At 36.8% G+C, this 24,032-nt stretch carries 23 protein-coding genes and 1 tRNA gene; 11 read left to right on the plus strand and 13 right to left on the minus strand.

What is annotated here, in order from left to right:
* The first annotated feature begins 91 nt into the window (after window positions 1-91).
* From ACQ76T_RS04825 to ACQ76T_RS04835, 3 genes are all read left to right on the plus strand, one after another.
* Window positions 92-1,252, plus strand: coding sequence for an MFS transporter (locus tag ACQ76T_RS04825; RefSeq protein ID WP_431342202.1), 1,161 nt, complete (start codon window positions 92-94; stop codon window positions 1,250-1,252).
* A 155-nt stretch (window positions 1,253-1,407) separates the two neighbouring features.
* Complete coding sequence (locus tag ACQ76T_RS04830) at window positions 1,408-2,271, plus strand: AraC family transcriptional regulator (RefSeq protein ID WP_431342203.1); 864 nt, start codon at window positions 1,408-1,410, stop codon at window positions 2,269-2,271.
* Between the two features lie 86 nt (window positions 2,272-2,357).
* The gene (locus ACQ76T_RS04835) at window positions 2,358-3,008 is read left to right on the plus strand and encodes an HD domain-containing protein (RefSeq protein ID WP_431342204.1); all 651 of its coding nucleotides are present in this window, start codon (window positions 2,358-2,360) and stop codon (window positions 3,006-3,008) included.
* A gap of 139 nt (window positions 3,009-3,147) precedes the next feature.
* Here ACQ76T_RS04835 and ACQ76T_RS04840 read toward each other — a convergent pair whose 3' ends face one another.
* Together ACQ76T_RS04840 and ACQ76T_RS04845 are read right to left on the minus strand one after the other, a co-directional pair.
* On the minus strand, window positions 3,148-3,537 hold the full coding sequence (locus ACQ76T_RS04840) for a hypothetical protein (RefSeq protein ID WP_431342205.1): 390 nt from the start codon (window positions 3,535-3,537) through the stop codon (window positions 3,148-3,150).
* Between the two features lie 111 nt (window positions 3,538-3,648).
* The gene (locus ACQ76T_RS04845) at window positions 3,649-5,025 is read right to left on the minus strand and encodes an MFS transporter (protein ID WP_431342206.1); all 1,377 of its coding nucleotides are present in this window, start codon (window positions 5,023-5,025) and stop codon (window positions 3,649-3,651) included.
* Window positions 5,026-5,100: 75 nt separating this feature from the next.
* Here ACQ76T_RS04845 and ACQ76T_RS04850 point away from each other — a divergent pair, with 75 nt between their 5' ends.
* On the plus strand, window positions 5,101-5,949 hold the full coding sequence (locus tag ACQ76T_RS04850) for a helix-turn-helix domain-containing protein (RefSeq protein WP_431342207.1): 849 nt from the start codon (window positions 5,101-5,103) through the stop codon (window positions 5,947-5,949).
* Window positions 5,950-6,013: 64 nt separating this feature from the next.
* Here the strand turns inward: ACQ76T_RS04850 and ACQ76T_RS04855 are convergent, their stop codons facing one another.
* From ACQ76T_RS04855 to ACQ76T_RS04885, 7 genes are all read right to left on the minus strand, one after another.
* Entirely contained in the window at window positions 6,014-6,247 is a 234-nt protein-coding gene (locus ACQ76T_RS04855) for a hypothetical protein (RefSeq protein WP_431342208.1), read from the minus strand.
* Window positions 6,248-6,418: 171 nt separating this feature from the next.
* The gene (locus tag ACQ76T_RS04860; protein ID WP_431342209.1) at window positions 6,419-7,225 is read right to left on the minus strand and encodes an SDR family NAD(P)-dependent oxidoreductase; all 807 of its coding nucleotides are present in this window, start codon (window positions 7,223-7,225) and stop codon (window positions 6,419-6,421) included.
* A 97-nt stretch (window positions 7,226-7,322) separates the two neighbouring features.
* Complete coding sequence (locus tag ACQ76T_RS04865; RefSeq protein ID WP_431342210.1) at window positions 7,323-7,910, minus strand: TetR/AcrR family transcriptional regulator; 588 nt, start codon at window positions 7,908-7,910, stop codon at window positions 7,323-7,325.
* A gap of 186 nt (window positions 7,911-8,096) precedes the next feature.
* Complete coding sequence (locus ACQ76T_RS04870; RefSeq protein WP_431342211.1) at window positions 8,097-9,566, minus strand: TolC family protein; 1,470 nt, start codon at window positions 9,564-9,566, stop codon at window positions 8,097-8,099.
* Window positions 9,559-12,720 (minus strand): efflux RND transporter permease subunit, encoded by a 3,162-nt coding sequence (locus ACQ76T_RS04875; protein WP_431342212.1) that lies wholly within the window; start codon window positions 12,718-12,720, stop codon window positions 9,559-9,561. The genes ACQ76T_RS04870 and ACQ76T_RS04875 overlap by 8 nt, the downstream gene beginning before the upstream one ends.
* A 14-nt stretch (window positions 12,721-12,734) precedes the next feature.
* Window positions 12,735-13,820 carry an efflux RND transporter periplasmic adaptor subunit gene (locus ACQ76T_RS04880; protein ID WP_431342213.1) on the minus strand — a complete coding sequence of 362 codons (1,086 nt, stop codon included), beginning with the start codon at window positions 13,818-13,820 and terminating at the stop codon, window positions 12,735-12,737.
* A gap of 104 nt (window positions 13,821-13,924) precedes the next feature.
* Window positions 13,925-14,404, minus strand: coding sequence for a hypothetical protein (locus ACQ76T_RS04885; RefSeq protein ID WP_431342214.1), 480 nt, complete (start codon window positions 14,402-14,404; stop codon window positions 13,925-13,927).
* A 181-nt stretch (window positions 14,405-14,585) separates the two neighbouring features.
* Between ACQ76T_RS04885 and ACQ76T_RS04890 the strand changes: the two genes are divergently transcribed.
* The 6 genes from ACQ76T_RS04890 (at window position 14,586) to ACQ76T_RS04915 (ending at window position 19,027) form a co-directional block, all read left to right on the plus strand.
* Entirely contained in the window at window positions 14,586-15,518 is a 933-nt protein-coding gene (locus tag ACQ76T_RS04890; protein WP_431342215.1) for a helix-turn-helix domain-containing protein, read from the plus strand.
* Window positions 15,519-15,616: 98 nt separating this feature from the next.
* Window positions 15,617-16,357, plus strand: a complete 741-nt coding sequence (locus ACQ76T_RS04895) for an SDR family oxidoreductase (protein WP_431342216.1) — start codon at window positions 15,617-15,619, stop codon at window positions 16,355-16,357.
* A 31-nt stretch (window positions 16,358-16,388) separates the two neighbouring features.
* Window positions 16,389-16,874, plus strand: a complete 486-nt coding sequence (locus tag ACQ76T_RS04900; RefSeq protein ID WP_431342217.1) for a DUF1097 domain-containing protein — start codon at window positions 16,389-16,391, stop codon at window positions 16,872-16,874.
* Window positions 16,875-16,932: 58 nt separating this feature from the next.
* Window positions 16,933-17,685, plus strand: coding sequence for an SDR family oxidoreductase (locus ACQ76T_RS04905; protein WP_431342218.1), 753 nt, complete (start codon window positions 16,933-16,935; stop codon window positions 17,683-17,685).
* Window positions 17,686-17,699: 14 nt separating this feature from the next.
* Window positions 17,700-18,119, plus strand: coding sequence for a hypothetical protein (locus tag ACQ76T_RS04910; protein ID WP_431342219.1), 420 nt, complete (start codon window positions 17,700-17,702; stop codon window positions 18,117-18,119).
* Between the two features lie 368 nt (window positions 18,120-18,487).
* Window positions 18,488-19,027: a carboxymuconolactone decarboxylase family protein gene (locus ACQ76T_RS04915; RefSeq protein ID WP_431342220.1), complete on the plus strand. Its 540-nt coding sequence runs from the start codon at window positions 18,488-18,490 to the stop codon at window positions 19,025-19,027.
* A gap of 280 nt (window positions 19,028-19,307) precedes the next feature.
* On the opposite strand, the gene ACQ76T_RS04920 is transcribed toward ACQ76T_RS04915, so the two are convergent.
* From ACQ76T_RS04920 to ACQ76T_RS04930, 3 genes are all read right to left on the minus strand, one after another.
* Window positions 19,308-19,379 (minus strand) — tRNA-Arg (locus ACQ76T_RS04920).
* Between the two features lie 395 nt (window positions 19,380-19,774).
* Entirely contained in the window at window positions 19,775-21,205 is a 1,431-nt protein-coding gene (locus ACQ76T_RS04925) for a S41 family peptidase (protein WP_431342221.1), read from the minus strand.
* A 143-nt stretch (window positions 21,206-21,348) separates the two neighbouring features.
* Window positions 21,349-22,119: an alpha/beta fold hydrolase gene (locus tag ACQ76T_RS04930; RefSeq protein WP_431342222.1), complete on the minus strand. Its 771-nt coding sequence runs from the start codon at window positions 22,117-22,119 to the stop codon at window positions 21,349-21,351.
* Window positions 22,120-22,495: 376 nt separating this feature from the next.
* On the opposite strand from ACQ76T_RS04930, the gene ACQ76T_RS04935 reads away from it, so the two are divergent.
* The gene (locus tag ACQ76T_RS04935) at window positions 22,496-23,137 is read left to right on the plus strand and encodes an NAD(P)-dependent oxidoreductase (RefSeq protein ID WP_431342223.1); all 642 of its coding nucleotides are present in this window, start codon (window positions 22,496-22,498) and stop codon (window positions 23,135-23,137) included.
* Between the two features lie 86 nt (window positions 23,138-23,223).
* Here ACQ76T_RS04935 and ACQ76T_RS04940 read toward each other — a convergent pair whose 3' ends face one another.
* Window positions 23,224-23,991, minus strand: a complete 768-nt coding sequence (locus ACQ76T_RS04940) for a methyltransferase domain-containing protein (protein WP_431342224.1) — start codon at window positions 23,989-23,991, stop codon at window positions 23,224-23,226.
* Window positions 23,992-24,032: the final 41 nt, after the last annotated feature.

Here is a 24,032-nt window from a genome sequence, read left to right on the forward strand (position 1 = left end):
TGGAATATAAAATATCAAAAATGGAATATATTTTATTCGAAGACTGTTCCTAACTTCGTAACCGGAAAATTCAAATCTAAATACTGTTCAAATGCAAGATAGAGAATCATATAATGCGAAAATGCCTACAGCCTGTTTTTTACTTTTTTTTGCCCATGGCCTGGTTTTTTCTTCCTGGGCAAGCCGTATACCTGTTATTAAAAACGCACTTTCGATTAATGAAGCCGAGTTGGGGACACTTTTACTTTTGATGCCCATAGGACAGCTTTCTACAATGGTTCTCGCAGGAAAATTAATCAGCAAGTACGGAAGCAGCAAGATCATTCAAAACTGTTTTTTAATCTACCCGGTTTTCTTGTTGCTGATAGGGCTTTCTCCATCTTATTGGGTGTTGGCAGGTGTCTTGTTTTTCTTTGGAGTTTCCGGAAACTTATGCAATATCGCCATGAATACACAGGCTATTGAGATAGAATCTGTAACCAAAAAAACGCTGCTGTCATCTTATCATGGGGCGTGGTGTTTTGCCGGATTGTCCGGAGCGGTTATTGGAATGTTGATGATCAGCATGAATGTAGGGACTTTCTATCATTTTGTATTCACTTTTGTTCTTGTAGGAGGACTTTGGCTGTACAGTAGAAATCATTTGACGAATATCATTCATAAAGTTGAACCACAGAGACAGTCTATTTTCAAGTCGGTGAACCCTACGCTTGTGGGGCTTGGGATCATAGGTTTTTTGAGTATGGCGATCGAAGGGGCAATGTTTGATTGGAGTGGTGTTTATTTTCAGACGATAGTGAAAGCTCCGGAAAAACTTGTTATAATGGGATATACAAGTTTTATCTTAATGATGACTTTAGGTAGGTTTATAGGAAACCGGGTGATTGAAAAATACGGAAAGCGCATGGTATTGCAGACTTGTGGAATTCTGATGAGTGGCGGTCTTTTCCTAAGTGTTTTCTTCCCTGAGCTATGGATATGCACTATTGCTTTTATGATCATCGGGCTTGGCGGTTCTCTGAGTGTGCCTTCTGTTTACAGTGCCGTAGGACAGGTAAGTACCGTTGCTCCTAGTATCGCCTTATCATTTGTGTCCAGTATTTCGTTTTTAGGTTTTTTAATGGGGCCTCCTCTCATTGGATATATTGCGGAAGCTTTTGATCTCAGATATTCTTACGGTCTGTTTGCCTGCTTTGGAATCCTTTTGACCATCATTTCCGGGCGGATGAAAATATTCAAAAGTAAAAGCTAATTCTTTTTTAGGGAAATTTTGACATTCATTTCTGCTTTTTTGACATTTTCTAAGCAAAAAGAGAAACGTAATATTGTAGGTTTAAATCTGTGAAATAGAGAAGAAAGTAATCAACTGCTGTTGAAAAGCTTTATCTTTAGTAAAACATTTTTTCCATGAAATCTGCATCAAAAATCGTAAATGAATCTTCAATTGAGCAATCTTTTCTGATTAAATATAGGGAAGGAGAGATTCCTTATACCGGATGTTTTGTAAGATTAAATTATCATCAGATCCTTATTATAGAAAAAGGTTCCGGATTGTTAACCGTAGACGGAAGATCTTTTGAAATAAAAGCCAATGAAATTTTCTTACTGGCAAAAGGACAGATTTACCATTTTGATGAACAATCTGAGATGAAGGGATACCAGATTTCATTTGGAGATTGCTTCTGGGAAAAAGTACCTTCCAGTGCCAGTAATTGTAAAGCGGTTCTTTTTAATAATGCTGAAGCTAATCAGATTTTAAAACCTACTGGATTGGAATTAAAAGAGTTTTTATCTTTATGTAAAGTTTTACTTGTAGAATATGAAACGCATCAATATACAAACCAAATTGATGTATTGGCTGCTTATCTGAAAATTATCATGATAAAACTGGCGAATATCAAACTCGTAGAAGAAGAGACATTCGACAGTCAGGATTATCTTATTTACCGGAAGTTTCTGGAACTTCTGAGTCACCAATTTCAAACTCTCCATGCAGTAAACGACTATTCTGAAATGCTGAATATTACTTCCAGAAGACTCAGCGAATTGTGTAAGCGCTGCAGTAATAAAAGTGCAAAAGAAATTATTAACGGCCAGATTATAGGAGAGGCCAAAAGATTGCTTCAGTTCAGCTCTTTTTCTGTAAAAGAGATCGCTTATCAGCTTAATTTTGGTACTTCGGAGCAGTTCAGTCACTTTTTTAAAAAGAATACCAAAACAGCTCCTGCCAGCTATCGAAATCAATTTATTGCTATTCATACCAAAGTCTGACCGAAATTTTGACATTTCATCCGTAGATATTGATATTCTCCAGGGTATATAATCAGAATACCTTTGAAGAAAAATAATTCTAAGCTATGTCAGTAAATCGTATGAAAGAAGTAGCGGGAATCATCATCCCGGACAGTAAAATTGCTACCGAAGCAACAGAACTTTTATTAGAACACGGAACCGAATTTATCTACAACCACTCATTACGGGTATTCTTGTTCTCCTCACTCAATGCAAAACGCAAAAATATGGCTCACGATTCAGAGTTGCTGTATGTATCGTCCGTATTTCATGATCTGGGGCTTGTTTCCCATTACAGCAGCCCGGATCTTAGGTTTGAAGTAGATGGTGCTAATGCGGCCCGGGATTTTTTAAAGAGCCATGGTATTGCTCAGGATAAACTGCAGCTCGTATGGGACACTATTGCCCTTCATACCACCATTGGTATTGCCGAGCATAAGGAGAACGAAGTAGCATTGATGTATTCCGGTGTAGGATTGGACGTTATGGGTGAAGGATACGAACATCTGAGCACAGAACACAGAGAGGAAATCATAAGCGCTTTTCCGAGAAATGATTTTAAGAACAAAATAATTCCTACTTTTTTCGGTGGTTTTGAACATAAAACGGAAACCACTTTTGGAAACATAAAAGCCGATGTCTGCGCCTTCATGATCCCGAATTTTCAAAGAAAAAACTTCTGCGACTGTATTTTACATTCTCCTTGGTCGGAATAGTAAGATCATTCTCCATTATTTGGTGATGGGATAATTTGAAATCTTATTTTAGTCATGAATGTCTTTTAGATTGATAAAAGATGTTTGTGGCTAAAAACATAAAAGTGACTCTTCTTATGAGAGGAGTCACTTTCTTTTATTACATCCAGTTTTCGATAAGATGAAGCCACAATGCTTTTTCATTATTTAAGAGGAAAACAGCGGATGACTTCCTGTTGTTGGTGTCAGTTCCTGTCATCTGTATTTCTGTATAAGTGGCTAGTCCATGATGGTCCGAGTAAGTTACTTCTATGTTTTCAACCTGGATTTTACGGTCTGGGAATTTTCCGAATACAGTCGGAAGCCATTCTGAAAACATCGCCAAAGTGACAAGATCTCCGTTTCCGTTAATCATCTTGAATTCAGGAGAAAAGCCTGAGAGCAGTGTTTTATAAAGATGTTCCCGGTTGTCAGATGCCCCGTTGAACCATTTTTCAATGTTCTGATGAAAATCGATGATCTCCTTTCTTACTTTTTCGGTGTTGTTCATAGGTTTAAAATTAAGTTTGTTTCAATGTAACCACAAAAGTCACAAAAGACTTATAAACGGTTTTATTATATGATTTTTAATGATTCGATAATAGATGTTGTATAAAAAATATTATTTCAGAAAAGGTTTTAATCGGGTGGAAATTCCGAGGCCAATGATCTGAAAACCTCCAATCAATGTGATGGCAATGGCAAAAGCTCCAGGAAATCCAAGTTTTTCGATCATATTGAAAAATATGGTTCCAATAACAGCTCCTCCCGTTACGCTGCCTATCTGTATTCCGATACTGATAAGGCCTGAAGCTTGTCCTGCTTTATCCTTAGAGATCAGAGAAATAGCCGCTTGCATCATGACAGGCATTATTGTACCATGTCCTAATCCGGCAAGAAATAAAGTACCTCCGGTTATAAGGGAAGGGGTATGCTGAAAATAAAATACCAGTGCTGTCAGAATAAACCCTGTCATGAGCAAACCCAGGCCACCATACATGATTTTATAAGAGGGTAGTTTTAATTTTGAGACAATCAACGGACCAATAAAAAAGGCGATTCCATAGGGAATTATCGCTAATCCTGTCTGCATAGAGCTCTGATGAAGGAACTGTTGCAGGTAATAAGGATAACAGATAAATAATCCGCTTGTGAAGTTGTAAAAGAAGATAATCAAAAGACTCAGAGTGAATGGGGTATGCTGTAAAAGGGTAGGATCAATGAGTATGGGTCGGTTATTTCGTAAAAGAAACAGTTCATATTTTAAAAAAGCAATTAATAATACAATACCTGCGATCATCATTCCAAATATCCACCAGGCCCATTCATATTTCCGTCCGAAAATTAATGGACATATCAATAAGAGTAAAGCTGAAATTAATAATAAAGATCCCATGAAATCAATCCCTTTTTTTTCTTTTTCACGATCAGAATCCATGGTATAGTGAATTCCCAAAATACAAATAACAGTGATGGGTACATTCACAAAAAATACCATTTCCCACGAGAAATTGAGCCAATGTATACTCAACAACAAACCACCGAGAAGCTGCCCGATTACAGATGCCAAGCCAAATACAGAACTGAAAAGACTTACTGCTTTAGGCTGTTCATCAGTGGTAAATAAAACCCGAATAGAAGCCAGTACCTGTGGCGCAATTAATGATGCTCCTATTCCCTGAAAAAGCCTGGCAATAATGAGCCAATTGATTTCAGGAGCAAAAGCACAGGCAAGAGACGATAACAGAAAAATATATAATCCTATTGTGAAGATCTTTTTTCTCCCATATATATCTCCCAATCTTCCTCCGCAGACTACAAGTGCCGCATAGGTAAGTCCGTAAATGGCCACGACCATCTGGAGCTGATGATCATTGGTTTTAAAAGCATTTTTTATAGAAGGCAACGCCATATTGACAATAAAATAGTCCAACGGCGAAAGAAAAGCTCCCGTTATGAGAAAATTGAGCGCCTGCCATCTTTTCGAGGAAATCTCCATAATTTTTTTATGCAAAGCTAACCTCTTTATGTTCTGTTAAAATTGTATTTTTGGAGGAAAAATAAGTTTGAAGCCATGAAAGGTATGCATCTCGAAGGGATTGAAGTAAGAGAAATACAGTTAAAAGGAGAAGAAATTACCTTTAAAACTCATGCATTTCTGTCATTTATATATATTCTAAAAGGAAGGGGAAGCCTTATCCACGATGAACGGTGTATTGATTTTAAAGAAGGAAAACTGTTGATAATTCCCAAGGAAGAACTGTACAGGTTTACAAGTGAAAATGCATTTTTGATTTCTATACAATGTCCCATAGAATTTATTGATAAAATCCGTCTGGAAGCAGATCGTATTGAAAGTTGTGAAAATCTCCACAAACTTCAATATATAAGTAATAATTATCATGCTAAAGCCGGATGTGTTTTCCGGAATGAAAATGATGAAAACTTTGCTGAGACTCTTATTCTTCAGATTGCCAGGGAATTTAGAAACAAAGCAGATGATTATCTTATTATTCGAAACTGTATCTCTATTCTCCTGAACCTCATTGCCCGAAATCTTATTCTAAGTGAAACATCTGATCTTCAGGACAACAGAAAGTCTTTTTCTACTATGAAAATCGTTGCTTATATTCAACAACATATAAAAGACAGAGAGAAAACCGGTATTCAGGTCATTGCAGAACATTTTGGGATTTCTCCCAACTATTTTGGAGAGTATTTTAAGCAGCAAACCGGGATTTCTTATCAGGATTACCTGTTGGATTACAGGCTTAAACTTGTAGAGACCTATTTAAAATACAGCAGTGTTCGACTGAGTGAGATCGCTTATGAACTCCAGTTCAGTGATGAAAGCCATCTTTCCAAACTTTTTAAAAAATACAGAGGAATTACGCCTGGGCAATTTAGAAAACGTCATCATTAACCCTAGGGTAAAGACAAACTGTATCCGCCCGTATTTTCCGGTTTTGAAATGATCAAAACTCTAGCTATAGATTGTTAAATACCTCAACAATACTCTGAATAAGTTCTTTTTCTACAGGCGGGTTTGAGTCTGCTTCAGATAAAAGCACTCGCAGATTACCTTCATCATCCCGTTCAAAAACTACTTCAGTACCGTCTACATCCACATAAATCTTATAACCATAAGTAAAAGCACCAAGCCTTGCACTGAAAACGAGTTCTTTACCTTTATATGTTACTGGGACTTCAAATTCTTCCATTATTATTACTTTCTGATCATTCAAAAATTGAAATGCAAATGTCGGAAATTTTTAATTGAATATCCATACAAAATCCGCCATCATTTTATATCCTGGAATAAAACGACGGCGGATCTTACAATTATGAAAAACCGTTATCAACGGAAGGTAGCCTGGTCACCTTTAGAAATATTATCCGTGAGCTTCTACAGAAACATCATTCCATTCTTCCCAAACTTTCAAACGTTGCTCATAGCTCTGTTTTACGAATGGTAACGCTACTTTTCCAAGTAATAAACGTAACGGAGGGTTTTCTGATTCAACCAATTTTATGATTGCCGGTACTGTAGCTTCCACTTCACCAAAAGAGGTTTCAGATTCCGAGAATGCTTTTTTAATACCATCATAAGCAGGGTTACTTTGTGTACTGATTCCCGTATGCCAGATGTTGGATGCATAACCATTGGGTTCAACTAAAGTTACGTTGATTCCGAACTGTTTCACTTCTGTAGCTAACGTTTCGCTTAATCCTTCAACCGCAAATTTTGAAGCATTGTAAAGCCCCATTGTAGGTAAGGTAGCCAATCCTAGAATAGATGAAACCTGAAGAATATGACCACTTTTCTGTGCTCTCATAATAGGAAGTACAGCCTGGGTGAGCCAAAGAGTTCCAAAGAAATTGGTTTCGAACTGTGCTCTGGATTCCTGCTCGTTACTTTCTTCAATGGCACCCATTAAAGCATATCCTGCATTATTGATCAGAATATCGATTGAGCCAAAATGCTCATGAACTTTTTGTACTACAGACAGAGACTCTTCTCTGTTGTCTACATCAAGCTTTAAGGTGAATACAGAATCTCCGTATTGATCCTTTAAATCGTTGAGCGTTTCTACATTACGTGCTGTTGCAGCTACTTTATATCCTCTTGCTAAGAATGCTTCTGCCCAAGCTTTTCCGAAACCTTTTGACGCTCCTGTAATTAAAACTGTCTTTGCCATTGTTTTTGTTTTTTTTAAATGGATTGTTTTTGATTAAAATTATTGTGATTAATTTCTGGTTAAAATGACCGATCGGTCATTTTTTTGAGAAAAAAAATTATATGCTGTTTTGCTCTATCAAATTTTTAAGAGTATTACTAATGATTTTCATGGTATCGTTCTTACCGGCCACTCTTGACATTAGATGACCGCCTTCAAGCATCGCGAAGAGTATGGTTGCAAAATCGCCAGCTTTCCAGTCTGATTTGAATTCCTGGTTGGCAATTCCTTTTTCAATAATCCCTGAAAGTAACTTCTGACCTTGTTTAATTCCTGAATTTACTTTTTCTTTTACTACAGGATTCGTATCATCTGCTTCGGTCCCAAAATTCAGTAAAGGACAACCTCCTGTAACCGGTGGGTGAGTAGGATCGCTAAAAAAGTCTATATAAGCGAACAATTGCTCTTTGGATGTTTTGCACTGACTTAAAGCTCCCTGAAGTTTTCTGTTCAGCATCCCCATGTTATGATCCACAGCGGCACATGCAAGAACTTCTTTGTTTTCAAAATGCACGTACATGCTTCCCTTAGACAATTTGGTTACTTCCATAATATCACTCATAGAAGTAGCTGCAATTCCTTTTGTATTAAAAATAGGAGCTGCTTTTTCTATAATAAATTGTCTGGTTTGTTCACCTTTTGCCATGATAACTGTAAGAATTACAATGCAAATATATGACCGATTGGTCATAAAACAAAACTTTTTCTCTTTTATTTTTTAATATTTCACTTGATTTTTATTTAAAATATTGGTTATCAGTGTTGTTTTTAATAAAAAAACGAAGCTCATCAAATTAATGACAAGCTTCGTCTGGAAAAAATATAAGGCTTTTTACTGTTTAGTAATATCGGGAGGAGTGAGCTGTTGCTGATCCCAGCCACCACCTAATGCTCTGTAAACGGCTACAGTTGCTTTAAGCTGATTTACTTTTTTCTCTACCAGTTCAAACTTAGACTCCAGAGCGTCGCGCTGTGTCAGAAGAACTTCCATATAATCGGCACGGGCATACTTGAACAGATCATTAGAAATATCAATAGACTTTGTTAAGGCATTTACTTCCTTCGTCTTAATTCCTACACTGTTTTCAAGATTATGAATTTTAGACAGCTGATTGACTACTTCAATGTAAGCACTCAAAACAGTCTGTTCATAATGATATACGGCCTGAACCTGTCTGGCATTGGCATTGTTATAAGCGGCCTTTATCGCTCTCCTGTTAATCAAAGGGGCTGTAAGTTCTCCTGCAAGAGAAAACAGAAATGATTCAGGTTTGATGAGATACGTAGGATTAAATGCCTGTAGGCCAACTCCTGCACCCAGATCCAGAGAAGGGTAGAACCTGGCCTTTGCTGATTTAATGTCCAGTTTTGCAGCAGCAAGTTCGTACTCAGCCTGCTTAATATCCGGTCTGTTTTCCAGTAACTCGGAAGGAATTCCTCCATACACCGTCTGTGGAACAATAGAATCAAAAGAATCTTTTGTTCTTTCTACTGTCTGAGGGAATCTTCCTACCAGATAATTGATCTTGTTTTCTGTTTCAACGATTTGTTGCTGAATATCATACTGCATTCCCTGGGTTTTCAGAACCTGAGCTTCAAATCTTTGTACAGCAAGTTCGTTGGAACGTGCATTTTTCTTCAGATCTTTAATGATTTCCAAAGCATTATTCTGAATCTTGATATTTTGATTTAAAATAACCAGTTCATTATCTAATGCCAGAAGCTCATAATAAGAATCGGCAATTTCTGAGATAAGATGAGTAACCATAAAGTTTTTACCTTCAATACTGGCAAGATATCTCTGAGCCTGTGCTTTGGTAGCATTATGAAGTTTTCCCCAGATATCTGTTTCCCATTTTGCCTGTACACCAACACCAAAATCAAACATAGGATCTGGCATTTCTTTACCTGGCTCAATCTCTGTATTAGCCTCCATAGCTCCGATGTTGGTATAACGGCTTACCTTATCTACTCCGGTTCCGGCTTTTAAACCTACAGAAGGAAGATATTCTCCTTTTCGGGCCTTGATTTCGTTTTTAGACATTTCAATTTCCTGAAGAACAATATTCAGTTCCTGATTATTCTGAAGTGCCTGATTGATTAAAGCCTGAAGATTGGGATCACTGAAATACTCATTCCATTTCAGTTTTCCAGTATTAGTGGTATCATTTTCTGCTGCACCAAATTTTTCCGGAACGGTTTTATTTTCAGCTCGCTGTTCTATTTCGATAGGTTTACAGGCAGTAAGACTTAATAAGACCACTGCCAGACCTGCATATTGATATATTTTTCTTTTATTCATAATGGATCATGTCTTCGCTTAGTGGAGATTCATCTTCGTCTTTGATCATTTTTTTACCGTCAGACCATTTGGCAAAAATGTAGTAGAGACCAGGAATTACAATTACCCCAAATAATGTTCCTATTAACATTCCTCCTAATGAGGATGCTCCAATGGTGTGATTTCCTATCGCTCCGGCACCTCTTGCAAAAACAAGCGGAACCAGTCCTGCAATGAAGGCAAAGGAAGTCATAAGAATTGGTCTGAAACGGGCTTTGGAACCTTCTACAGCAGCTTCCAGGATGGAATCTCCTGCCTGGCGTCTTTTCACAGCAAATTCTACGATTAGTACTGCGTTTTTACCCAGTAATCCGATAATCATAATTAATCCTACCTGTGCATAGATATCATTTTCAAGTCCCATTGCTTTTAACAGTAAGAAAGATCCAAATACCCCAACAGGCAATGAACAAAGTACAGCAAATGGAATCAGGAAGCTTTCATATTGTGCTGCCAACACAAGATATACAAAGACAAGAACAACTAAGAATACATAAATTGCTTCATTACCACGTTGTGCTTCATCATAGGATAATCCTTCCCAAGCTACTTTATATCCGTGTGGTAAAGCTTTCGCAGCAGTTTCGTTAATAGCCTGAATAGCATCTGCAGTAGTATATCCTGCCGCCGGAAGTCCACGGATTGCTGCGGAATTGTACATGTTGTAACGGGTAATTTCGTTAGGTCCCTGGGTTTTCTTCATGGTCATGAAAGCAGAGTAAGGCACCATTTCGTCACGGTCATTTTTTACATATAGATTCATTATGTCAGTAGGAAGCCTTCTGAATTCCGGAGACGATTGTACATATACTTTAAAGAACTGTCCGAAGCGGATAAACCCTTGTTCGTAGGTACTACCGATCAGGATGTTAAGATTCTCCATTGCTTTTCCGATAGAAACTCCCTTCTGCATGGCGGCGTTATTATCAAAAACGAGTTCGTATTGAGGGTAGTTTGCCGCAAAGAAGGTAAATACTCCAGTAAGTTCTTTGCGTTTTTTAAGTTGGGCAATGAAATCTTTATTAACCTTGTCAAAATCCTGATAATTGGTTGTTCTGTTAAGGTCAAGCAATCTCATAGAGAAACCTCCTGAAGATCCAAAACCTGGCACTGCAGGTGGTTCAAAGAACTCGATTGTTGCTCCAAGGTCTTTTGATTTTTCTTCAAGTTCTTCCATGATTTCTTTTACAGAATGATCACGGTCGTTCCAGCTTTTAAGGTTGATCAAACAAGTTCCGGCGTTGGAACCACGTCCTTCTGTCATAATTTCATAACCTGCCAGTGATGATACCGATTGTACACCATCTACACCCATCGCTATTTTCTGTAAAGTTCTGGAAACCTTGTTGGTTTGTTCCAAGGTGGATCCAGGAGGGGTCTGAATAATGGCGTAAACAGTTCCCTGGTCTTCATTAGGGATAAAACCACCCGGAAGTACTTTATTAATAACGAAAATTCCGGCACAGAAAGCAATCAGGATTCCCCATGTTACTACTTTTCTGCTAACAATTTTTCTAAGGAATGATGCATATTTTCCTGTTACTTTATCGAAACCGCTGTTAAAGGCATCTAATGATTTTGTGAAAATATTAGATTTTTTAGGCTTACCGTGATTGTTTTTCAACAACATTGCTGCCAATACCGGTGTTAAAGTAAGAGCCACAACCGCAGAAATTACAATAGAACTTGCCATTGTAATGGAAAACTGACGGTAGAAAGTTCCCACAGGCCCTGTCATGAATGAGATCGGAATAAATACCGCTACCATAACGGCTGTAATCGCAATAATAGCGCCTGCAATTTCACCCATTACTTCTTTCACTGCTCTATAAGGAGAAATATTGCTTTCCTCCATCTTGGCGTGAACAGCTTCAATTACCACAATCGCGTTATCTACCACAATTCCGATGGCCAATACTAAGGCAAAAAGGGTAACAAGGTTGATGGTCAGTCCAAAAAACTGAATTACGAAGAAGGTACCAATCAGTGATACCGGTACTGCAATAATTGGAATAAGGGTAGAGCGCCAGTCACCAAGGAAGATAAACACTACAATAGCCACAAGGATAAAGGCATCTCTCAAAGTATGCATTACCTGTTCAATAGATGCATCCAGGAATTGGGAAACGTCATAACTGATCTTATAATCAACTCCCGGAGGAAAGTTTCCTTTCATTTCTGCAAGTTTAGCTTTCACATCTCTGATTACATCATTGGCATTACTTCCGTAGTTCTGTTTTAATACGATAGATGCGGAAGGATGCCCGTCAAGGTTTGAATAGATATCAAAGAATTCACTTCCTAATTCTACTTTTGCAATATCTTTCAGTTTAACATTTTCTCCTTCAGGATTGGAACGTACGATAATATTCTCATATTCTTCCGGCTTGTTGTACTGCCCTTTATACGTTAATACATATTCTAGAGACTGTGCTGCAATTCCGGAACTTTGCCCGATTCTTCCCGGACGTCCGATGATACTTTGCTCACCGATAGCTTTCATTACTTCATCTACAGAAATATCATAAGCACGCATACGGTCAGGATTCAGCCATATACGCATTGCATATCTTCGGCTACCCAGGATCTGAGATTTGGCAATCCCGTGAATACGGTTAATTTCAGGAATGATGTTCACCATAGAGTAGTTGTACAGGAACTTTTCATCCATACTTTTATTCGTACTGTAAAGGTTCACGTACATCAGCATACTTGGCTGAATAGGGTTTACAACAACTCCTTCTTTCTGTACAAGTTCCGGTAACAGTGGCATTACCTGGTCAACCCTTGTTTTTACCAGAACTACCGCCTCATTGGGGTCGGTTCCGGGATCAAAAACAACGTTTACGGTTGCTTCCCCAGCACTGGTTGCGTCTGTTGTAATGTAACGCATTCCCTGAACACCATTTATGGCATTTTCAATGGTAATCAAAGAAGATTTTACCAATACATCAGCACTGGCACCAGGATATGCAATAGAAACGGCAACTGTTGTAGGCGCAATTTTAGGAAACTGCTCGGTAGGGAGCTGCTTCATGGCGATACCTCCTAAAAATAGGATGACAACCGATATCACGATAGCGAAAACCGGTCGGTGTATTACTTTTTTAAACATAATGCTGCTTTTAGTTACTCTGCATACAGATCCAGGTTCGACATCACTTTTTCAGGTTTCTGGTACTTCGAATTGATCTTTTGGTTTTCCTGAACCATACGAAGACCATCCAGAAGGATTCTTTCATCTTTTCCAAGACCTGAGGCTACAACATAGATGTGTGGTAACTCTGCAGCAATTTTTATTTCTCTTGCGTGTACTTTATTGTCTTTACCAATTACATAAACGTATTTTTTTTCCAACTCTTCAAAAGTTGCCTTCTGAGGAATCATCATTGCATTGGCATAAGGGGATGTAATAACGATGTTCCCTGTTTCTCCATATCTCAAAAGACCTTTTGGGTTAGCGAAAGTTGCTCTGTAGGCGATATTTCCGGTTTCATTGTTGAAATCAGATTCTATTGTCTGTACAATACCATCCTGAGCGAATTCCTTATCATTAGCCATTCTTAGACGTACGTGCATTGGCGAATTGTCTTTTTTGGCATCCATCTGATTCAGATATTCTGCTTCAGGAACGTTGAAATAAACCCACATTTTGCTGTTGTCGGAAAGTTCCGTAACAAGTTCTCCATCATCCACAAGGCTTCCTTTTCGAACGTGTAGTTTTCCTACAATTCCTGAGAAGGGAGCACGAATTTCTGTGAATCCTAAATGAGTATTCATGGAAGAAAGCTCTGCTTTTGCTTTTTCATATTTCGCTTTGGCCATTGCCATTTCCTGAGGGGCTACAATATCTTTATCGGAAAGATTTTTGGTATTCTGATATTCAATTTCGGAGAACTTTGCTTCAGCTTTGGCTCGGTTTACATCAGATTCATAAAGGTTCGGCATGATTTTGAACATCAGTTGCCCTTTTTGTACAAATTGTCCTTCATCTACATAAATAGACTGAATGTATCCTTTTTCCTGTGCACGAAGTTCAATATGATTAATAGAACGAATTTGTGCAACGTAGTCTTTGTTTACTAATGTGTCTTTCACTAGAGGACTTGTAACGTTGAAGGATGCCGATTCTGTTTTTTCTTTTTTTTCAGATTGACAGCCTACAACCAAGAAAATAAGGCACAGGTTTATATACATGAGACTTTTCTTGACCATGATAATAATGTTTTTATAATAATTTATAATTGAAAAATAGAGTTACCTGCTCTCAAAATAGAAAATGAAAGCATATAAAGTTTTCGGAAAAATTAAAATAAAAATCACAGTCGGATGACTCTGTACTGAATATACAGATCATCATATAAAGGCTTTAAATGCTCAGATTGAGCCAGTGAAACAGCGATTTGTCTGTTGTGAAATGTAGTGACGAAGTCTGAGATCAAATGCCAGAAACCTTCTCTAAACAAAGCCAGAAGCTCTGGAGAGGCTGAGGTTTCTACATTGTCATCATTTTCTGTATCGTTTTCAGAAAGATTCGCTCTGATCTTGTTGTAACGTGGGTGGATTACATTATAAGAATCATTGGTCTCATGATCTTTAATAAATGCAAAGGAATCGGCAATGTTTTTCTTCTCGTGAATAAGAATATCCGTAGAAAAACAAAAGTCTGAAGGAGTATCTGTTGAAATATACTGTTGAAGCTGTCCATAATACCAACCTAGAACGGTGAGTAAAGCAAACAGTAAGCTGTATAAATATTGATAAAACCTTTTTCGCATTCCGATAACAAAGGTAACCAAACTTTAAAACGATTGCAACCCATAAAGATTAAAAAAGTGTTAAAAAAATACGATGATCTCTCAAAAAATAGCCGTATTTATTATGATAATTTAATTTTTTTTTAAATCAGTTCCCTTTCAACTACAAAATAATAGCTGAAAACCGTAATTAAATTTTTTAAATTTACCCAAAAATTAGTGTATGGCTTATGATAATCTAAATGTTCGTACTTTGCGTGAATTGTATCAGCAATTGGGGCTTCCTATAGATTATCTTGAGGAAGAATCCGGTTTTACGATTCATTATCTGGAAGATACATTCAGAGATTTGCCATTCCGGTCAGAACCGTTTCGTCCCAATTATTTCAGCTTTTTATTCATAAAAAATGCTTTTGGACATTATACGATTGATGATCAGAGATTTGAAGTAACTTCAGATACAGTATATTTTACTAACCCAGGAAACTACCGGGTCTTCGAATGGGAAAAGCTGGAACACACCTGCCTGATTACTTTTGGAGAAGGTTTTCTGAAAGAATATGTGCACGATGATGTTTACCGGGATTTTTCTTTCTTGCTATCTGAAGTGGTGTCACCACGTGTCCTGAATCCGCAGCAGTTTCATCAGATCGAAGAACTGTATCGGTTGATTTATAAAGAATACAAAGGACATTCCTTATATAAAAACAAGATCATTGGAGCCCTTGCTATTGCTTTGCTGCTAAAGATTAAAGAATATTTCTTTCAGGATTATGACCCAATTTACGAAGGGAACCGCAGCTCTCAGATTGTCAAAAACTTTAAACTGAATATTGAAAAACATTTCAGAGACCTGATCAGTGGAAGAACGAATATCCAACTTCGAGTTCAGGATTATGCAGATTTGCAGGCTTTGCACGTTAATTATCTGTCGAGCGTCATCAGCAATAAAACAGGGAAAACAATCAGTTCATGGATTGCCGACAAAACGACAACAGAGGCAAAAGTGATGCTTCAGAAAGAAGATCTGAATATCAAAGAGATTGCCGCACGCTTAGGCTTTCTTGAAACCTCTCATTTCAGTAATTACTTCAAAAAACAGACCTCCATTAGCCCTGCTGAATACCGAAAACAGTATTTCGGAAAGCAATCTTAGAAATTTGCAACATCTGCTGTAATTTTTGTACGTCTTCAGGCGTTGCAATGTGCCAATTTTGTTCTATCAAATAAACATTGATAAAAACAGAAAATAATATGAGCACATTAAATGACAAAGTGATCCTTGTGACCGGAGCGTCTAGAGGGATTGGCGCTGAAATAGCACAACAGTTAGCTTCAGCGGGAGCAAAAATTATCGTGAATTATGCAGGCCGTAAGGATGCAGCAGACGAAGTAGTAACTTCTATAAAAAACAATGGGGGAGACGCTATTGCCCTACAGGCAAATGTGAGCAATACCAATGCCGTAAAGCAGCTTTTTGACGAAGCTATCAATCATTATGGAAGAATTGATGTTCTTGTTAACAATGCAGGTATTATGATTACCAAACTGATCAAAGATACTACAGATGAAGACTTTGCCCGCCAGTTTGATATTAATGTAAAAGGGACATTTAATACCTTAAGAGAAGCTGCAACCAGACTTTCAGATCATGGTAGCATTATTAATTTCTCTTCCACTACCACTAGAGTGATGATGCCAACGTATGGTACGTATGTAGCGAGTAAAGCTGCAGTAGAACAATTAACCCGCATATTTGCCAAAGAAGTGGGAGCAAGAGGAATTAATGTGAATGCTATTCTTCCCGGCCCTACCAATACGGAGCTTTTTACAGCAGGTAAACCTCAGGAACTTATTGACAGAATGGCTTCTTTAAATGCCTTCAATCGTCTTGGAGAACCTATAGACATTGCCAGAGTAGTCGTTTTACTTGCTTCCGATGAGGCTAAGTGGATCAGTGGACAGACTATTGGGGCCAATGGAGCAATGGCGTAATAACGGAAGTCAATAATCTTTACATTATATTATGAAGACTTTACCAGTTGCATTTGCTTTCGGACTTTTCGGTGCGATCGCAGTAAGTGTTTCCTTTGCTCAGCAATGGCCTACATGGGTGATGTTTGTTGCGTGGGTCAGCTTTTATATTTTTGGCAAAAAGTGGCAGACCTCCCTTTGGGCTTTTCTACAAATTGTATTAGGAATGGGTATGGCTATACTTATACAGATTACAGCCGGACTTTTGGAACAGCCTATAGGAAAATTGGGCTTCCCGGTTTCTGTATTTCTGTACATTGGTTCATTAGCTTATTTTGCAAGAACAAAGAAACTGAACAACATACCCGCATGGTTTCTGGGTCTGATCATCCTTTTTGGAGTTCACCCGCCATTGGAACCGCTTCCGGTTATTCAACTATTGATTCCTATCGTTTCAGGATTTGTTTTTGCTTGGCTTAACAATTTTGTGGTCGAAAAAATACATGAAAGACAGGTTCCGGAATCATCCGTTCAATAAAAATCCATCTTACTTATATAATATTACACCATTTTTTAATTTTAAAAAATCAAAAACAATGAATTCATTACAAAATAAAGTAGCCATTATTACAGGCTCAGGAAGAGGCTTGGGAAAAGCTATCGCAGAACGTTATGCTGCTTTAGGTGCAGATATCGTATTAAATTATTCACGTGACAAAGCTTCTGCTGATGAGGTAGAAAGTAATATCAGATCTATGGGAGCGAAAGTGATCTCCGTAAAGGCGGATGTAAGCAAAGTTTCAGAGATTAAATATCTTTTCGAAGAAGCGAAGAAGGCATTCGGAAAAATAGATATTGTAGTGGCAAATGCCGGTATTGAAATGGTGGAAACTCCTGTTACAGAATTCACAGAAGAACAATTCGACAGATTGTTTTCCATTAATACCAAAGGTGCTTATTTTACGATGCAGCAGGCTGCTTTGCAGGTGGAAGATCATGGACGTATCATCTATGTTGCTTCAAGCACAACTGCATTTCCGGTTCAGGGGATGGCCGTTTATGGCGGAAGTAAAACAACACCAAGATATTTGGTAGACGTATTATCAAAGGAAATTGGACATCGTGGAGTAACCGTTAATACTATTATTCCTTTTGCGGTAGATCATTCCGGAATTTTTGCCGAGGAAAACAGCTATCCTGAACTTAGAAAATCACTTATAGAAAGTTGTCCTATGGGAAGGTTGGCAGAAGTGGAAGATGTTGCCAATATCGCAGAATTTTTTGCCAGCGACCTTTCTTCATTTGTCAACGGGCAGCATTTATTGGTCAATGGAGGTGCTAATCAATAATTAAAGAGATCAGTATGATTAAAATATTAAGTATAATGCTTGTGATGATCTTCAGTTTCAATGCATGCGGACAGCGAAACCAGAGCCATCTACACAGAAAAATAAAGGATATGGATACTTCAAAAATAAAAAATGTTACTGTAAAACAGGCTATTGATGCTTTTCAATCGAGTGATATCGAAAAATGGTCTTCTCTGTTTTCAAAAGATGCCATATTGTTGGATGACGGTAATCCCAGAGATCTTAAAGAATTCTCCACCCATGCTATTACTATTGAGAACTTTGTAAGTATTGATAAAGTAGAAGATCAGGGAAATTCTATTTATGGGGCATTTCACAGCGATGAATACGGTGACTTTAAAGCGTATTTTAAATTTCATTTCAATAAAGAAGGGAAAATAAACAAGCTGGAAATTGGCCAGGCTAAATACTAAAAATCTATTGCCGACGGAAGTTCTCTATGTCAAAAGTACACGGAGAGCTTCTGTTTTTAAAGGCTTACCATATGAAGAAGATTGTTATCAAATTATAATTAATCTGAATGCACGAATAAGAGATATTCGTGCATTTTCATTTCAAAAACAGACCTGAATTTTTGATGTTTCAGTGTCGTAAAACACAGCATACGATGGAAAAATGCTGCGGATTGAATCTCTTTTAGGAAAAAACCTTTTAAAATGTCACAATTGTCCATGTAATGTCCGGTTCTGTACATTTTATCGCGGTCTTTTCCGGGATAACTTTGCCATAGTAAAACAATCCAAACATTGGATGATATCATTTAACATTAAATAATTACGCTATGAACATTATTAAAGTTCCATCAAGAGAAGAAGTAAACGAAGATTCTCAGTTGATTTTTGACCAAATTAAAAAAGGAATGGGCAAAGTTCCCAACTTGTATGCCACAATCGGGTATTCATCCAATGCTTTAAAAGGATTATTAGGTCTGGATGAGCAACTGAGTAAAAGTGTATTTACCGCTCAGGAAAAAGAAGCGATCAACCTGGTTGTTTCTGAAGCCAATCATTGCGACTATTGTCTGGCTGCTCATACCATGATCGCGGGAATGAAAGGGATTTCAAAAGAAGATACCCTGAATTTTAGAAAAGGAACTGTTACAGATCCTAAATTGAATGCCGTTCTTGAATTGGCTAAATCAATTTCAGAACGAAAAGGAGATGCATCCCCTGAAAAATTAGACAATTTTTTTGCTGCAGGATTTGATAACTCTGCCCTTATGGAATTGGTAGGATTGGTTATTTTAAGAACCTTTACCAACTATGCGTTTGCGCTTACCAAAATTCCTGTTGATTTTCCTCTTGCTGATACATTAGATTAGCTTTAAAGGAGGCAATATGCAGATATTGAAAAGCGGTTATTCAAAAGATCTGTACACTTAAAAGTCAGGCAATTTTAAATTTAAGAAGTTTTTAGACGAAAAACTATTTAGAGATAATTTTTTATAGTATTAGATGCAAATTTATAAGTAAAAGGGGTAAAAAACACCTTATAGTATTACTTATAAATTTGCATCTTAATTTTTGAAGTGACCTTTTCCAATAATTGGGAGTGAAAATGGGTGAGCGTTTTTGTAAATGCTTTATTTAAAAGTAGAGTTGTAGCTCCACCAAGAATCGAACTTGAATCTAAAGTTTAGGAAACTTTTGTTCTATCCATTGAACTATGGAGCCTTTTTATGAATAAATGTACAACTATTTCATCACAATAACTAAGAATCTATAACTTGATTGGTGAACATAATTTGGGTTTTTATTTTTTGTATTTTGTAGATTGATAGTGGTTTATTTATTTGTAATAATAAAAGAATCTGCCCTTTAGGGGCAGATTCAGTAGATAAAACATCTCATTTTTTTAATTAGACAACAATAAAAAGCACAGCCGACAATGCTGTGCTTAAATTTTTATTTCAAATTTAATTGCAATTTCAATAGTAGTAAGAAAAGCAAATAAAGTTTCCACTTCGATTTTTATTACATAGTAAATGTAGTAATATTTTTAATACGAAATATGAATTTAATGTTAAAATTCACAAGTTATCCACTTTTTTTTGTGGATAACTTATTGGTTAATTTAAAATCCATGTTTTTGCCGTCTCAATGTCCATATCCTTACCTTCTTGAGAATCAACCTTAATATCGGGATCTATCTTGCTGTAATACACTTTTCCGTTCCTATCCATTTCATAAGAAGTAGCCAAAGCAAGGCTTTTGCCATCACTTAACGAATAAACCTGATTGGCTGAAGTATATCCTGCCGAGGGTTGACCAATGAGTTTTACGTTGGTCTTACCAATGAAGGCAATAGTGGTTGCTTCTCCGGAACTTGCGGTTCTGGGACCTATTAATACGGCTATCTTCGATTGTGTACTTTTAAGTTCATAAGGTTCTTTAATTTTACAGGAGCCAAATTTTCTGTTTTTATATATCCAGGGCATTTTTTTGCCATTATCAACAAAATAGCCTAATGTTCCTTCTCCAATGAGGCTTCCAAGTCCTCCTATCATAGGATACATATTGCCTCCGGTATTCGTCCTGAGATCTACAATCCAGCCTTTAATGGTATTCTCAGAATCCAGCTTTTTGATCATATTGTGGATTTCTAAGGCAAAATGATCTCCTACTTCGGTATTTATAGAAGCAAAACCTGGAACTGAAATGTAACCAATATTCTGATCTATCAGTCTGGAATCGGGTTTTGCATCATTCGCATTGGCAATTTTTTGTTTTTGAGTACGTTCCTTTCCGTCAATGAAAGAATGATTGTCACCAGCCTGTCTTAAATTTTGTATGATATAATTTAAAGCAGGATCTGTGTCTTCAATAGTTTTCATTCCTTTCGAAAGATGATCCAGATTGGTGTCCATAGTGGACCAGTTTAATTTTGACGAAAAAATAGAATTCTTTCTCACAATATCTTTAAATTCCTGAATATATTGTGCTGATACTTTTGAGGGTTCTTCTTTTGAAAATGCAATTTTCTTTATTTCAAAATCATCGAACCAGACTGTTCCATTTCCGTTTAATACTCCTCCAAGAAGCAGACTTTTAACATTTTTATCGACGTTGAAGGTTAACGAATATTTTGTCCAGCCATTATTCAATACAATAGGTTTTTGCTGAGAATCTGAATTTCCGAAATCAATCATCTCATCATTTTGATCCTTTACCTGGGTCCATAAATTAATCCTACCTGTAGTATTTTCCGATTTTACATAAGCGCTAATCTCTATTTTTTGTAATTCCTGGATATCGAGAGGAACTTTTTGAGAAAAAGATTGAAATGTTTTGGTATCGGTAGGCTTTCCAACTAATTGTATAGAAGATTTTCCGGTAAATTTCTGTGAATAATCTATTTTTCCTTCATATAAATCTACCTTTTTTATATTCCAGTTATTGGGAAGACCATCCGTCATGCTTTCAAAACCTGAATTTTGAATCTGTGCATTTACAGAACAGAAAAAAAGTACTCCGATTACAGCATAGTTTAATTTCGTCATTGATTATTAATTTAACGCTAAAATAAAGGAAGTGGTTTAAAAAGGATTGTCCTCTTAACAAACTTTAGGAATGCTTTAGAAGGATTAACATTTTAAATAATTCTTTTAGTAAAAATTAGGAAATTCCATGCTAATAGACAAAATTATTGTTCAAGGTATTTTAAAACAAAGTCGCAAAGTGTTTTTTTCTCCTCATTACTGCCTTTATCATCCATATTACCATGGTTAATGGAAGTAGGCTGTACTGTCATAGAATACTTTTTCTGTTCTTCTTCCGTAGGTAAAACACCTTCATCAGCCGGATAATCATTAGAACGAAGGGTATAAACTTTAGGAATGGAAGTTCTCGGAAGAAACATTCGGCGGTTATCCAAGGTAATGATTTTATCAACCAGATTAGGGTGCTGATTGGCGAATAGAGCGACCATATCACCTCCATTAGAGTGACCTATTAAAGTCATGTGCTTATAATCGAGATGAGGTTTAATCTTTTTAAGCTCTTGTAAAACAAATAGAATATTATCGGAACCATTTTGCCAGGAAGGTCTTCTTACTACCTGTGGCTTTCCTTCTGTTGGTAAAAAACTATCCGTAGGCAGTTCATGTTGAATGCTTACAGTGAAATATCCTTTGGAAGCCAGTTTTTTGGTTAAATAGGAATACACCAGATAATCACCACCTTTGTTAAAACCATAGCCATGATTGAAAATAATGATCTTTTGCTGAACAATTGCCGTTTTGCTTTCAGGAAGATAAAAAGCAACCGGGATTTTTCTGTTTCTGCTCTGATCATATAATGTTAAAGTGTCTGATTTTACTTTATATTCACTGGAACTGTTCGCATTTTTCTTTACGGAACAATTGATTAAAAACAAGAGAATAGGAAAGAGGAGGAGAACTTTACTGTATTTCATAAAGGAAGTCGGTTAGGTAGTTTTTACTTTTCTAAGATAAAGATTCTTTACCTTAGAATAAAGTTATAAACATGAATTGTAAGTATTTATTAAAAAAGTAGTAGCTTTATGTCATTAAAATTGTATAATACATATTACCCCGTGTCAGGTACTTTCTAAAACCTGAAAATATAAAGCTCAGTTTCTGGGCCTAATTTCTTATAATTTTTAATCAACGCTCACACCGAAAGCAGATCAATTGTAATATTATGATTGCATTTCGCAGAGCATCGAATTCTGTACAAATACTGAAATGTAAAGATGATTAGGAAGAGCTAATCAGTTAAATGCATTGATACTGATTTTTGTGCTGAATTCTATCTAAAACAAAATCATTATGAAAACACATACAATAGCCGTTATTGGCGGAACCGGAAAATCAGGGAAATACTTGGTTCAGAAACTTCTTCAGAAACAATATAAATTAAAAGTATTAGTAAGGAATCCGGAACTTTTTACCCTTCAAAATCCTTTAATAGAAGTGGTGAAAGGTGATGTAAGGGATGAAAACGCTGTATATTCGCTAATCAGTCAATGTGATACTGTGATCAGTACATTGGGGCAGCCAAAAGGAGAGAAGACTATCTTTAGTGATGCTGCCAGCAATATCATTCAGGCGATGAACCATTATGGAATCAAGAGATATATTGTAACCACCGGTTTAAATGTAGATACTCCCTTTGATCATAAAAATGACGGTGTAAAAATGGCAACCGATTGGATGTACAAAAACTATCCTGAAACAACGGAAGATAAGCAGACAGAATATGAGCTGTTATCAAAAAGTAACCTGCATTGGACTTTGGTAAGATTACCACTCATTCAGCAGACGGATGAAAGTTTTGTAACCGAAGCCAATTTAACCGATTGCAAAGGTGAAAGTATCAGCGCAACAGATCTTGCCGGATTTCTGATTTCACAGATTGAAGATCGTGAATATATTGGAAAAAGTCCTTTTCTGTATAACCTGATACATTAAAAATGATATAGTACTTCATTAAAAGGCGGTCTCCTATATTTGTTTTACAGAGAAAAGAGACCGCTTTTATGTTGTAGAAATATAGCTTATTGTTTGCGTCCGTAGATCAATATACGCTTAAAGGCATAAATGGCAGGATACTTTGTAAATCTTTGAGCTATTCTGGTTTTAAAATCTGTAATGAATTTCTCTTTCTGTTCTCCCTCCAATTGTTCAAGATAGGGCAGAAGTGCTGTTCCTGAAATAAAAGCATACAAAGCTTCAGGATCTTTCGCAATAATAGGATATACCTTTTGGAAAATCTCAATATCCTGAACGCCGTTATCAAACAGAATCTGTGCATAATCATCCATAGAAAGAACAGGTGAATCGCGTTTGAAATTGTTTAAATAGGATACATAAGGTTCTTCATCAATCATTTGCATAAGAATCTGGTTCAGGATATTTTCATTCTGAACAGGCATTTGGATAGCCAGCTGACCTTTATCCGACAATAAATTGATGATTTGAGGAAATAATTTTTCATGATCATCTGCCCACTGCAAAGCGGCATTACTGAAAACCAGATCCCATTTTTGTCCCGAGGTGGCCGCTTCTTCAATCGTCTGAAGCTTGAAATGGGTATGCTCATTTTCATATTTTTTTGATTTTTCGAGCATCTCCGCAGATGAATCAATTCCCAGAAATGAAGATCCCGGAAGTTTTTCTGCTAAAATGGAGGCTTGTTCTCCGGTACCACAACCTAAATCAATGGCTTTGATATTGTTTTCAGGCTTAATAAGTGCGGCTAAATCGTAAAAAGGTTTGTAACGTACATCTTTGTACTGATCATATAATTCTGGATTCCAAGGCATAAGAATAGTTTTGAATTGATAAAATAGTGATAATAAAACGT

Origin of the sequence: Chryseobacterium sp. JK1, from assembly GCF_050632815.1 — a bacterium.
GTDB lineage: Bacteria > Bacteroidota > Bacteroidia > Flavobacteriales > Weeksellaceae > Chryseobacterium.